The 13,423-nt window shown below is 41.6% G+C and carries 11 protein-coding genes and 2 pseudogenes; 6 read left to right on the forward strand and 7 right to left on the reverse strand.

All coding sequences use genetic code 11. The features are described from left to right. Window positions 1–90: 90 nt before the first annotated feature. The gene (gene ubiG, locus BWP33_RS11115) at window positions 91–819 is read left to right on the forward strand and encodes a bifunctional 2-polyprenyl-6-hydroxyphenol methylase/3-demethylubiquinol 3-O-methyltransferase UbiG (protein WP_002642400.1); all 729 of its coding nucleotides are present in this window, start codon (window positions 91–93) and stop codon (window positions 817–819) included. A 50-nt stretch (window positions 820–869) separates the two neighbouring features. On the opposite strand, the gene BWP33_RS11120 is transcribed toward ubiG, so the two are convergent. After that, window positions 870–1,427 carry an L-threonylcarbamoyladenylate synthase gene (locus tag BWP33_RS11120; RefSeq protein WP_002642399.1) on the reverse strand — a complete coding sequence of 186 codons (558 nt, stop codon included), beginning with the start codon at window positions 1,425–1,427 and terminating at the stop codon, window positions 870–872. A 184-nt stretch (window positions 1,428–1,611) separates the two neighbouring features. Here BWP33_RS11120 and hemL point away from each other — a divergent pair, with 184 nt between their 5' ends. Further along, on the forward strand, window positions 1,612–2,892 hold the full coding sequence (gene hemL / locus BWP33_RS11125; RefSeq protein ID WP_002642398.1) for a glutamate-1-semialdehyde 2,1-aminomutase: 1,281 nt from the start codon (window positions 1,612–1,614) through the stop codon (window positions 2,890–2,892). An 83-nt stretch (window positions 2,893–2,975) separates the two neighbouring features. Here the strand turns inward: hemL and purD are convergent, their stop codons facing one another. From purD to polA, 6 genes are all read right to left on the reverse strand, one after another. Next, window positions 2,976–4,247: a phosphoribosylamine--glycine ligase gene (gene purD / locus BWP33_RS11130; protein WP_002642397.1), complete on the reverse strand. Its 1,272-nt coding sequence runs from the start codon at window positions 4,245–4,247 to the stop codon at window positions 2,976–2,978. Window positions 4,248–4,426: 179 nt separating this feature from the next. Continuing rightward, a complete protein-coding gene (locus tag BWP33_RS11135) occupies window positions 4,427–5,032 on the reverse strand; it encodes an IMPACT family protein (protein WP_040629177.1) in 606 nt (201 codons plus the stop codon). 67 nt (window positions 5,033–5,099) lie between these two features. Beyond that, the gene (locus tag BWP33_RS11140; RefSeq protein WP_002642395.1) at window positions 5,100–5,774 is read right to left on the reverse strand and encodes a DUF1287 domain-containing protein; all 675 of its coding nucleotides are present in this window, start codon (window positions 5,772–5,774) and stop codon (window positions 5,100–5,102) included. Window positions 5,775–6,657: 883 nt separating this feature from the next. Continuing rightward, window positions 6,658–7,596, reverse strand: a complete 939-nt coding sequence (locus BWP33_RS11145; RefSeq protein WP_002642394.1) for an electron transfer flavoprotein subunit alpha/FixB family protein — start codon at window positions 7,594–7,596, stop codon at window positions 6,658–6,660. Window positions 7,597–7,608: 12 nt separating this feature from the next. Then, the gene (locus BWP33_RS11150) at window positions 7,609–8,355 is read right to left on the reverse strand and encodes an electron transfer flavoprotein subunit beta/FixA family protein (RefSeq protein ID WP_002642393.1); all 747 of its coding nucleotides are present in this window, start codon (window positions 8,353–8,355) and stop codon (window positions 7,609–7,611) included. Between the two features lie 520 nt (window positions 8,356–8,875). Continuing rightward, window positions 8,876–11,626 (reverse strand): DNA polymerase I, encoded by a 2,751-nt coding sequence (gene polA / locus BWP33_RS11155; protein ID WP_002642392.1) that lies wholly within the window; start codon window positions 11,624–11,626, stop codon window positions 8,876–8,878. Between the two features lie 84 nt (window positions 11,627–11,710). Here polA and BWP33_RS11160 point away from each other — a divergent pair. From BWP33_RS11160 to BWP33_RS11175, 4 genes and pseudogenes are all read left to right on the forward strand, one after another. Further along, window positions 11,711–11,983, forward strand: a pseudogene (locus BWP33_RS11160) (arylesterase); the annotation flags it as partial. 162 nt (window positions 11,984–12,145) lie between these two features. Beyond that, window positions 12,146–12,397: pseudogene (locus tag BWP33_RS11165) on the forward strand (CRISPR-associated protein Cas4); the annotation flags it as partial. 46 nt (window positions 12,398–12,443) lie between these two features. Continuing rightward, window positions 12,444–12,872 carry a hypothetical protein gene (locus BWP33_RS11170; RefSeq protein WP_002642390.1) on the forward strand — a complete coding sequence of 143 codons (429 nt, stop codon included), beginning with the start codon at window positions 12,444–12,446 and terminating at the stop codon, window positions 12,870–12,872. A gap of 3 nt (window positions 12,873–12,875) precedes the next feature. Next, the gene (locus tag BWP33_RS11175) at window positions 12,876–13,385 is read left to right on the forward strand and encodes a hypothetical protein (RefSeq protein WP_002642389.1); all 510 of its coding nucleotides are present in this window, start codon (window positions 12,876–12,878) and stop codon (window positions 13,383–13,385) included. Window positions 13,386–13,423: the final 38 nt, after the last annotated feature.

The following is a 13,423-nucleotide window of genomic DNA, read 5'->3' on the forward strand; positions in this document are numbered from 1 at the left end:
TTTATTTTATCTATAATTTGAACGCGCAATAATCTTTCAGGCAGCCTGAAAAAATCATTTATCTCCTCTTTTAACATGTTAGGAATCGACATGACCCAAACCAATCCCAATGTAGATGCCGCTGAAATTGAAAAATTCAGCAAACTTGCCGACAAATGGTGGGACAAAACTGGCGAATTCAAACCACTCCACGATATCAATCCCTTGAGACTTAACTACATTAATCACCACGCTCACATCGCCAATAAAATCATCGTGGACGTTGGCTGCGGTGGTGGTATTTTAACCGAAAGCATTGCCACATCAGGCGCACAAAGCGTGTTGGGTGTGGACATGGCAGAACGCTCATTAGCCGCCGCCACTGCACATGCTCAAGCGCAAGACTTGGCAAATGTGACCTATCGTTGCGTGAGTGTGGAAGATTTAGCAGCAGAACAACCACATGGTTTTGATGTGGTTACGTGTATGGAAATGCTTGAACACGTCCCCGATCCAGCGTCTGTGATTCGTGCTTGCGCCAAATTAGTCAAACCCGATGGCATGGTGTTTTTCTCAACCATCAACCGCAACCCGAAATCGTATTTACACGCGATTTTTGGCGCAGAATATCTGCTCAATCTCGTCCCCAAAGGTACGCACGATTGGCAAAAATTCATCACACCATCAGAATTAGCGCGAATGTGCCGCATGGCAGGGTTAGACGTAGTGGATATTTGTGGCATGGGCTACAATCCCATTTTGCAAAATTATCATTTGAATGAAAATGTTTCTGTGAATTATATGGTGGCGTGTTGCCCAAAATACAGTGAATATAGGTAGGTTCTAATTCACTATATATTCATTCGCTGGACGTAACGCACCCTCTTCCATCAACGTAATCTTTCGGCGGAAAATGGATTCATAATCTGACTAGGCTGCTTGTATCCACCTGTTTTCCCGCCAATAATCAACACATCGCGCCCAAATTGTCGGCGCGTTTCTCGTTCTGTGCGACACGGTCGTTTTTTGGCACGATTGCATGACGTGGACACCAACGCATTTTTTGCCAACCAACAAACTTGTCGCGCTACATCATGTCTCGGCACACGAACCGCTAAACTGCCACGTCTACGCCCACGTAAAAGCGGTAACACACTGGCACGCGCAGGTAAAATCAACGTGGTCGGTGGATCGGTTTGCCAAATTTGTTGATATTGCTGAATGTCGTTTTCAGGCAGCCTTTTTAATAGCGGCGCAAGTTGCCTAAAATTTTGCCCAATAGTAATCAATCCTTTGTGTTGTGGGCGTTTTTTGATGTGCAAAATACGCCTAATGCCCACAATATGATTCGGTAGACACCCCAATCCATAACAAAATTCAGTCGGATAAGCAATCACGCCGCCGCGTTTAAGATGGGCGCGTAATGTGTAGGCGTTGATTCGTTGCATATCAATTATTCCATTCAAAATGTAAAAATCGCATCATACCGCAAACTATTTTGATGTTTAAATTTTCGGATTGAAAGATTAATTTTTTTGATTGATTCACTTAAAGCATCGTTCTCGCCAGACACTCAATCCTTCAGGCTGCCTTTTCTGTTAAAATTAGCGTTTTTATCAGGATAAAAACATCATGAATCACAATGAAATCCTATTTGAACGCGCCAAACAAATTATCCCTGCTGGTGTCAATTCCCCAGTCCGTGCTTTTGGCAGCGTAGGTGGCACGCCACGTTTTATTAAAAAAGCCAATGGTGCATTTGTTTGGGACGAAAACAACACACGCTATATTGATTACGTTGGCTCATGGGGAACGGGCATTGTCGGACATGCTCACCCCGAAGTAGTGGAAGCAGTACGCGAAGCCGCATTAAACGGTTTATCGTTTGGTGCACCTACCGAAGCGGAAATCATCATCGCTGAAGAAATCGCCAAAATCGTCCCCAGTGTGAAACGTTTGCGCTTGGTGAGTTCTGGTACAGAGGCAACCATGACCGCTATTCGCCTAGCACGAGGCTACACACAACGCAACAAAATCATTAAATTTGAAGGCTGCTATCATGGGCATTCAGACAGCTTGCTCGTAAAAGCTGGTTCAGGATTACTCACATTCGGCAACCCCAGTTCAGCAGGCGTGCCAAGCGATATCACCCAACATACTATTGTATTGCCCTACAACGACATTAACGCATTAGAACAAGCTTTTGATGAATACCCAGAACAAATTGCAGGCGTGATTTTAGAACCGATTGCAGGCAATATGAATTTGGTTCGCGCCAGCAACGAATTTGTGCAAACTTTGCGCCAAATTACCGAACAACACGGCACAGTGCTGATTTACGACGAAGTGATGACGGGCTTTCGTGTTGCATTGGGTGGCGCACAATCATTGCACGGAATCATACCCGACATGACAACCATGGGAAAAGTCATCGGTGGCGGTATGCCTGTAGCGGCAGTAGGTGGCAAAAAAGAAATTATGGATTGCATTTCACCATTGGGCGGCGTGTATCAGGCAGGCACATTGTCGGGCAATCCTGTGGCAGTAGCGGCTGGTTTGAAAACGCTGGAAATTATCCAACGTCCGAATTTTTATGAGAACTTGTCGGCGCGTACTTCTCAATTGGTGCAAGGCTTGAGCCAAGCAGCGCAACAAGCCGGCTTAGCATTTTGCGCGGACAGTGTGGGCGGTATGTTTGGCTTGTATTTCATGAATACCTTGCCAAAAACTTATGCGGATATGTCAGCTTCTGATGCCACTCGTTTCAAAGCATTTTTTCATGCGATGCTGGATAAAGGCGTAGCGTTTGCACCATCTGGTTTTGAGGCAGGATTTGTATCTGCGGCACATACTTTTGAATTAATTGATGAGACTATTGAATTAGCCAAACAAGCGTTTTCAATCATCAAATAATTTTGACAATAAAGACAGCCTGAAAGAATCATCAAAAATTTTTCAGGCTGCCTTATTTTTTATTCTCAAAACATCAGATTTTTTTATCGGTTAATGGCTTTGTCGGCAATATCGGTACGAAATTGCATGCCCTCAAAACGAATTTTAGCAACCGCATCATATGCTTTTGCTTTTGCTTTTGCGACATCTTCACCCAAACCCACTACACATAATACACGCCCACCATTGGTAACCAATTCATCATTTTTATTAATGATTGTACCTGCATGGAACACTTTACCAATTTGGTTCGCTGCACCAATACCCGAAATCAGATCGCCTTTACGTGGCGTATCGGGATAATTTTGTGCGGCTAACACCACACCCACCGCCACATCATTTTTCCATTTAACCGTGATTTGATCCAATTTTTTGTCTAAAGCTGCCTGAATCAAATCCACCAAGTCACTGTCCAAACGACTCATAATTGGCTGCGTTTCAGGATCACCAAAACGACAGTTAAATTCAATTGTGCGTGGCGAACCTGTCTCATCAATCATCAAACCTGCATACAAAAAACCTGTAAATTCGTTGCCATCAGCTTTCATACCGCGCACGGTTGGCAAAATAATTTCATTCATCACGCGTTCGTGCACGGCAGGCGTAACCACAGGTGCAGGGCTGTACGCCCCCATACCACCTGTATTTTTACCCTTATCATCATTCAGCAAGCGCTTATGGTCTTGGCTAGTTGCCATTGGCAACACATTATCGCCGTCTACCATCACGATAAAGCTGGCTTCTTCACCTAGCAAATAATCTTCAATCACCACACGGCTGCCTGCATTGCCCATTTTGTTACCCAACAACATATCATCAATCGCGGTATGCGCTTCATCCAACGTCATCGCCACAATCACGCCTTTGCCTGCAGCCAAGCCATCCGCCTTAATCACAATCGGCGCGCCTTTTTGATTAACATAATCATGCGCCAAATCAGCATTATCAAAAGTCTGGTATTGTGCGGTAGGAATACCATGTTTATGCATAAAAGCTTTGGCAAAATCTTTTGATGATTCCAATTGCGCTGCTGCTTTGGTACAACCGAAAATCGGCAAACCAGCTGCACGAAAATCATCCACAATTCCCTCAGCCAACGGTGCTTCAGGTCCAACCAATGTGAAAGCCACACCATTATCGCGACAAAATTGAATCAAATCCATGTGTTTGGTTACATCAATATTTTTGATATTAGGTTCAGCGGCTGTACCAGCGTTACCAGTTGCCACAAACACGGTTTCCACTTTTGGCGATTGTGCCAATTTCCACGCCAACGCGTGTTCACGACCACCATTACCAATAACGAGTAATTTCATTTCATAACCTTTCATACAATGAATCAAAATATTTTGACAAAAATGATGCTTTTTCACATCAATATTTTACCATCAATACATCATTATTTAAGCTAAAACCCAATCACTAGGCTGGCTTATCCTAAAATTTGCGCCCTATTTTAATAAAATTATTTCATCAATCACTCAATCAATATATTTCATTCATCAATTATTTGAATAAATCGTGTTTCTTTCCAAGTCGCAACACATCTTGCAAAATTAGCCAGCGGAATCCGCACCAATAAACAACAATTCAATTGTAAGTCTTGTGTGATGATTTGCGCATGATGGTTCTTGGCGATGCGGATCGCGTCATTCAAATGTGGATAATCGCAACGAATCTGCACCATTTTCTCAATATTTTTTTCTACAATTTGGGCAGCCTGGAAAGCCATTTGCGTGCTGGTTTTGTAAGCATGAATCAATCCTGGTACACCCAACAACGTTCCCCCAAAATATCGCACCACTACCACCAACACATCAGTCAATTCAAACGAATCAATCTGCCCCAAAATCGGACGTCCTGCACTACCCGATGGCTCACCATCATCATTAGCGCGAAATTGATTGCCATCCACGCCCAAACGGTAGGCGTAACACCAATGCCGAGCTTTGTGGTGTTCTTGGCGCAAATTTTCAACGTGTTTTTTCACATCATCAATCGTTAAAATCGGATACGCAAATGCGATAAAACGGCTACCTTTGTCCTTAAATTCGGCAACAATGGGTTGAGATATGGTTTTGTAGGTGGTCATTTCGGTCATGATTGACGCCATAAAAAAGCTCTCTGAAAGGGATTATTTTAACAAAAAATGGCTATTAAATTGCAAATTAAATTGAGTGGCGAAATTGTTCAGGCAGCCTGAAATGTCCTGTGATTTTGTGTTTGAACAACAAATCTTCTTCCTGTGTACCTGCACCAATATTGTGAATAATGAACGGTGTATTACCTAACTTTCGCTCCGACACAATACCAATATGCGGCAAGCGACCACCATTCAATTCCCACGTTACTAAATCGCCAGCTTGAAATGTCTTATCCTGCACCACCCAACCTTGACGTGTAAAATACACAATCAAATTAGGAACACGGCGATGGTCAATATTCGTATCAGGTCGTTTCAATCCCCAGCGTTTTGGATAAGCAGAAAAATCACGTTTCATGTCTTCGTGAACCAGTTTTTGCAAATCCAAACCTTGCTCACGTAACGCACGAATCACCACATCGGTACACACTCCTTTTTCCAAAGGCACATCACCCATCGGATACGCCAACGTGGTATACGCCGAATCGTATTGCACGGTTTTACCAATTTGACTGCGCACTGCCAAAACAAGCGTATTTGACTCAACAGATTGGTTATCAGATGGAGCGGATTGTAGCGAACTGTGCGATGAGGTCGTGGCATGGTTAGGCTGATTTTCAGGCTGCCCTGATTGCCCATTTTGCCACACATACATACACACACCGACAGCCAATACCCACGAGATTATTTTCCAGAACATCATTTTCCTTTTTAAATGGACGGATTTATGTGAGTCGGTAACATAATGTATCGTTGTTATACCCACTCTTATTTTCCCAAAGTTGACGAACAAATCTGTCATTTTCAGGCAACTTAAAAATACAATCTAAATACAAAATTAACCTAGAACCTGCATTCATAGTCAACATGAAATGGATTTTATGCCCATAGCATTCCTATTGGCATAAGCATGAAATTCAACACAGCAAGTATGCCAAATGGTGCAAAAAGACATCGCGCTTGACTGTGAATACAGGTTATTATTTCGTTTAGCTTAGCTAAGTTCACATTATATTCGTTTAAAATAAAAATAGAAAAAGGCAGCCACCTTGTAAATCTAGCACATAACACAATAGCATTTTTAATTTTAAACAAACTATAGTTTTCACTGTGTATCATGCCACTCAATTAAGCAAGGTTTTTACTCAGTTGATGCGGAAGCGGTGCATATCAACAAACAAAAAAGTAACCAATTAAATTATCAATAGCGATTTTGAACACAAATTAAACAAAATCGGACAAATAAGTGGCGCAATTTGGCAAATATTACAACGGTGAAAATGATAAACGAACAAGACAAAAAGCCGTAGAGATGAATTCAGCAATGACCATACGCACAAGATAGGTACACCACAGACCACCTGAATAATTGCCCAATACAAAAAAGTGCAAATTATGGATTGTAGAAAATGTGCATCATATTTTTCCATTGAAAGAAATCAGGCTGCCTAAAAAAGCAGCCTGTCGTGAAACATTTGGATAATCATGTTTCATGTGAAACATCTAGATTATTGGTAAATTGCTGTGTTTCACGTGAAACAAAAATTTGTAAAATTTGTTTCACGTGAAACATTGTTAAATATTTACTTACTTTTCAACTGTTTAGTTAGATTTGGGACAATTTCAAATAAATCACCCACCATACCAAAATCTGCAATATTAAAAATCGGCGCATCAGGATCTTTATTAATCGCCACAATAATTTTACTATCCTGCATACCTGCAACGTGCTGAATTGCACCAGAAATGCCCACCGCCACGTACAATTCTGGCGCAACAATTTTACCCGTTTGCCCAACTTGACTATCATTTGGCGCATACTCTGCGTCTACCGCCGCACGGCTCGCACCAATCGCTGCACCCAGCTCGTCCGCCAATGGCATCAACACTGCATTAAATTGCTCCGCACTGCCCAAAGCACGCCCTCCCGACACAACCACTCTTGCTTGCGTCAATTCTGGACGGTCGGATTGCGTCAATTCACGTGAAACAAAACGACTCAAATTTACTGCATTCGTAGCCACCAAATTTTGCACATTCGCATTTCCGCCAGCATCTGCAACCGCATCAAATGCTGTTGCACGAACCGTCAGCACCAATTTTGGCTCATCACTTTGAACCGTAATCAATGCATTACCTGCATAAATCGGACGCACAAAAGTTTTATTATCAATAATTTCCGTTAAATCAGAAATTTGGCTACAATCCAACAAAGCCGCCACACGCGGTGCCAAATTTTTGCCAAACGCATTCGCCGCCACCACAAAATGCGAATAATCATTCGCCACCGATACCACCAAAGGGGCGATTTCTTCAGGCAGCCCATGTTCATAATGCGCGACATCACTGTACAAAACTTGGTTCACAACAGCAATCTTTTTTGCTTGCTCCACCACCGAGGCAGCCTGAAAACCTGCCACCAACAAATGTACATCGCCTAATTTTGCTGCAGCACCAATCGCATGCAACGTGACGGGATTCAAGGTTTGATTATTGTGTTCAGCAATCACTAATACAGTCATTTTAGTTACTCCTTAAATCACTTTGGCAGCTTTAAGTTTTGCCACCAATTCTTCAACAGTATCCACTTTTTCGCCCGCTTGGCGCGCTTTGGGTTCGGACACTTTCACGGTTTCCAAACGGGTTTTCACGTCCATGCCCAAATCAGCAGGCATCATTTTTTCCAATGACTTTTTCTTCGCCGCCATCAAATTAGGCAATTTCACAAAACGTGGTTCATTCAAACGCAAATCCGCACTAATTACCGCAGGCAATTTCAACGCCACCGTTTCCGTGCCACCATCAATTTCGCGTACCACAACCACTTCATCATCATTTAAATCCACTTGCGCTGCACAAGTTGCTTGTGGGGCATGGAGTAGGGCAGCAAGCATTTGTGCAGTTTGGTTAGAATCATCATCAATTGCTTGTTTTCCCAACAGAAAAATTTGTGGCTGTTCTTTAACTGCCAACTTTTGCAACATTTTGGCAACCAATAAAGGTTCTAATTTTTCATCTGTTTCAACATGAATGGCACGGTCTGCACCCATCGCCAACGCAGTACGCAACACGTCTTCACATTTTTTTTCGCCCAACGATACCGCCACCACTTCGTTGATTTTACCTGACTCTTTCAAGCGCACCGCTTCTTCCACTGCAATCTCATCAAACGGATTCATGGACATTTTCACATTGCCAATATCCACATCAGAACCATCGGCTTTCACGCGTACTTTCACATTGAAATCCACCACACGTTTTACCGCAACTAAGGCTTTCATATCTGCTCCAATTATACGTTAAATCAAAAATTTATCTTTCAGGCAGCCTGAAAAACAAACCGCCAGTCATTTTAAAGGAATAAGCAACATTTGGGTAGTTGATTATGACCAAACAACATACTTACTTAATCATTCAGTTAATTATTTTGTATAAAATTAAAATTTAGTTACTTTATTTATTATAACTAATTTTAACTATATTTTTTAATTAGTTAAATATCATTCAGATTAAAAATAGGGCAAGGCAACCGCCGTCTACATCCAATACATAAGTGAGCGGACAACACAGTAGTCTTTTAATTTTAAACAACTATACAAAGGTTTTAAGTTTGTCTATTGGATTTAGAACCTGTATTCATCGTCAACGTGAAATGGATTTTTGTCCCAGTTAATCCGAATGTCAGGCGAGTTTTATGCCAATAGCGTTTCTAATTGGCATAAAATTCAACGCAGCAGGCGTGCTAAATGGGGCAAACAAGACACCGCGCTTGGCTGTGAATACAGGTTCTAAATGATGCAATTAATGTGCATCGTCCCAATTTTTTCCGACACCCACTTCCGCCAAAAGTGGCACATTCAATACCTCCGCCCCCACTTGCGACATGATTTCAGGCAGTTTGATTTGAATCCAATCCAATTCCGATTCATGTACTTCTAACACTAATTCATCGTGAACCTGCATCACCAAACGGCTTTTTTGATTCATTAAAAATTTTGATACGTCAATCATTGCTTTTTTAATCAAATCACTAGCCGTTCCTTGCATGGGTGCATTAATCGCGGCACGTTCTGCGCCTGCACGTTTCATGGCATGATTGGAGTGAATATCAGGCAAATACAATTTACGCCCGAATAAAGTTTCCACAAAACCAAATTGTTGTGCGTGTTCTTTGGTACGTTGCATATATTCCGCTACGCCCGTATACCGCGCAAAATACCGCTTGATGAACATCGCCGCCGATACATTGTCAATGCCCAACGACTTCGCCAAACCATATTCCCCCATGCCATAAATCAAACCAAAATTGATGGTTTTCGCATAACGTCGTTGTTCTAATGTGATTTTTTCAGGCGCAACCCCAAACACTTCCGCTGCCGTACGTCTATGGACATCTTCATTATTTTGAAAGGCTGCCTGCAAAGTCGCATCACCCGATAAATGCGCCATAATTCGCAATTCAATTTGTGAATAGTCTGCCGAAACAATCAGATAACCATCAGGCGCATTGAATGCGCGGCGCACACGGCGACCTTGTTTGGTACGAATTGGAATATTTTGTAAATTCGGATTATTACTCGCCAAACGCCCCGTAATCGCTACAGCTTGCGCGTAATTCGTATGCACACGTCCTGTTTGCGGATTTATCATTTCTGGTAATTTATCGGTATAAGTGGATTTTAATTTAGCCAAACTTCTGTTTTGTAAAATTAATTTTGGTAATGGATAATCGTCAGCTAATTTTTCCAATACGCTTTCATCAGTAGAATAACCACCTTTGGCTGTTTTTTTCACACCTTTAGTGGGAATACCCAATTGATTGAACAAAATTTCTTGTAATTGTTTGGGCGAATTCAAATTAAAAGGTTGCCCAGCTAAATCATAGGCTTGCTGTTCTAATTGCAGTAATTCTGTACCCAATTCCGTGCTTTGTTGTGCCAATTCTGCACAATCAAGGTGGACGCCTGCGCGTTCCATTTGAAACAACACTTGCGCAACAGGTAGTTCCATATTTTCATATATTTCAATCTGTTGGGCATCCATTTGAGTGCGTAAATGCTGTTCAATTCGCAACGCAAAATCCGCATCTTGGCAAGCATATTCGGTGGCTTGTGCCACGTTCACATCAGCAAATGAAATTTGTTTCGCGCCCTTGCCACACAGACTTTCATAACTAATCGTCTCCAAACCCAGCCAACGCATCGCCAAATCGTCCAAATTATGCGACAAATGACTTTCCACAATATACGATGCCAGCATGGCATCACCCGCAATGCCTTGTAAGTCAATACCATGATTTTTAAAGATATGTTGGTCATATTTCAAATTTTGACCGATTTTTGCCAAATTTTTGTCTTCCAAAAAAGGCTTCAGGCTGCCTGAAATTTCCTGCCAATCCAATTGTTCCGCCAATGTGTGCGCCACAGGAATGTACACCGCATCACCAGCCGCAAACGCCATGCTAATGCCCACCAATTTTGCTGTCATGGGGTCTAACGAATTGGTTTCGGTATCCAAGCCAATTTGGCGACATGATTGCAACCGTACCACCAAATTCGCCAACTGCTCAGATGTTGTAACTACCTGATAATTTAGTTCTTTTGGTAATTCATCAAAAATTTTGATGTTTTCAGGCTGCCTGAAAACAGGCGCAGCAGGTGTGGCAAATAAATCGCCTGTTTCGCCAATAGCCAACTGGTTTTCAGCTTCTTTGAGCCATGTTTTAAAACCCAATTCACGAAAACGTGGCACAAGTTGCTGCCAATTCGGATTTTGTCGTGCCAAATCATCAAGCCCATTGGGCAACGATTCATGCAAATCTACATCGGTTTTAATCGTAACCAACTCATAAGAAAGCGGTAATTGGGGTAGGGCAGCGCGTAAGTTTTCACCAATTTTGCCTTTAAATTCATCGGCGCGGCGCATGATTTCGTCCAACGAACCAAATTCCGCCAACCATTTCGCCGCCGTTTTCTCACCGCATTTTTCTACGCCTGGAACGTTATCTACTTTGTCGCCCATTAACGCCAAAAAATCGCGGATTTGTTCGGGTTTTACGCCAAATTTTTGCATCACACCAGCTGAATCAAGTGTTTCATTTTTCATGGTATTTACTAATGTGATTTGCGTATTCACCAGTTGCGCCATGTCTTTATCGCCTGTGGAAATGATGACGTTCATGTTTTGTGCAGCAGCCTGAACCGCCAACGTGCCAATCACGTCATCGGCTTCCACATCATTAATTTTCAAAACTTTCCACCCCATTAATTCCACCAATTCAGGCAGCATTTCGGCTTGTGGACGCAAATCATCAGGCATAGGCGGACGCGTGGCTTTATAATCAGGAAAAAGCGCATGGCGAAAATTTTTGCCTTTGGCATCAAACACCACTGCGCAATAATCCGCAGGTTGTTCCGCACGTAGGCTTTTGAGCATTTTTAACACGCCATACACCGCATTGGTTGGTGTGCCATCAGGCGCACTCAAATGCGTGAGCGCGTAAAAAGCACGGTAAAGATAGGACGAACCGTCCACAAGTAACAAAGTTTTCATATTCAGGCTGCCTGAAAAATTCAAAGTCAATAAACGAATATTTTACCGTACAATCCTTTATTTTATGAGACAGAAAGTCATTTCATCATGTCAATTGGTTCAATTAATCGCCGACAATTTCTCATTTGTGCCACTGCTTTGATTTTAAACTCTTGTTCAAAAAGTAAAAAACACAAGAAATTACCTTCAGGTAGCACGGTTTTGGTATTGGGTGATTCACTAACAGCAAGTTACGGCGCAACACAAGGCAATGATTATCCTAGCCAACTCGCACAAATCACAGGTTGGCAAATCATCAATGGCGGCGTATCAGGCGACACCAGCGCACAAGCATTGGCAAGACTACCCGAATTGTTAGACTTCCTGCGAAACTTTCTTTTTGTTAGAATACCTGCATAAACTACGAAAATAGTAAAAGTCTCACAGAGATTAAATTTGAAACGACTACCCTTTCCACTCTGTAACACCGTGCCTTTTGCCTGTGCTAATGTGCCTTGATTCACAACAAGCAGGCGTGGGGCGGAGAAATTGGGCATCAGCGGCGTGTTGGATTGGGTGGAAGTGGACACGAAAACAGGCCGTCTGAAACCCGTGTAATACAAACTCGCCACCATCGCCGCTGTGCGCGAACTTCTAAACAGTGGACAAACTCCGCCACCCGACTACGGCAAACGCTGCAAAGCCTGCTCGCTGGTGGAGATTTACCAGCCGGCGTTGCTGGGGAAACGGGATAGGAGTGTGGGGTATGTGGCGGAGTTATTTGGGGAGTGAAAATAAGTAATTATAAGTTTTGTGAATTTAACCATGGAGATAAATTATGTCAAAGAATATCTTTTTAGTGCAATATCAAGATCAAAATTATTTTGATGATACTTCAGAAACTATAGATGAAGTTTATTTGAATGAAGAAGTATATGAAAAATTAAAAGATTATATAAAGACGAGAGAAATCCTAGAATCTAAAAACTCAACCAATAAAACTTTAATAAATTATATTGAATGTGATGATATTTCTAATATTGTGGAAAATATATTAATTCCCACTTGGATTAGAGAAATTGAACCTGCTTGGATTAGAGAAATTGAAAAAGCAGATACAGAAGAAAAAGCAGATACAGAAATTATTGCTGCGAACATAGAACAAGTAATGTTATCTTCAGGTAATATATCTAATATTTTAGATTTATTAAATTTGAAACGTAATAATTATAATAATGACTCTAGTGTATTAGTTATGGTGGGTTGATATATGTGCAATCAAGGCAAAAAAGGTGAAATGCAAGTTACCGAGTTAATATCTCAAATGGGACAGTTGAATAATTCGCATGTAGATTTTGTTAGGCATACCACAACTAATACACCAGATAGTGGACATGACGTTGGATTGTATCATACGGAAAAAAATTTTGATGAAATGATTGCAATTTCAACTGGCAATTTATCTGAATTTTCCGACCCGAAAGAAGATGATAGTAAAAAGATGCAAACAAGAATTGATGTAAAAAATGAAAATAATAAAATAACAAAGCCTGTAGCGCAAAAATTTATTGCTGATATTAAGAAACATCCAGATTGTAAAGGGCATCTTTTATTAGGAGATAATGGCTTAACAAAAGGAGCTGAAGATGTATTTCGTGAAGCTAAAGAAAATTATCCAGATAAGAAAATTGACTATATTTCCAATGAGGGGGTACAAAATTTGAGAAAGGCAGCAATTACCCAGTTACAAAAACAAAATGATAAGGACAAGTTAAAGTAGCAATCATAGGTTGTGCTACTCCTAGACTTAACCGAACT

It is taken from the genome of Simonsiella muelleri ATCC 29453 (genome assembly GCF_002951835.1).
Classification (GTDB): domain Bacteria; phylum Pseudomonadota; class Gammaproteobacteria; order Burkholderiales; family Neisseriaceae; genus Simonsiella; species Simonsiella muelleri.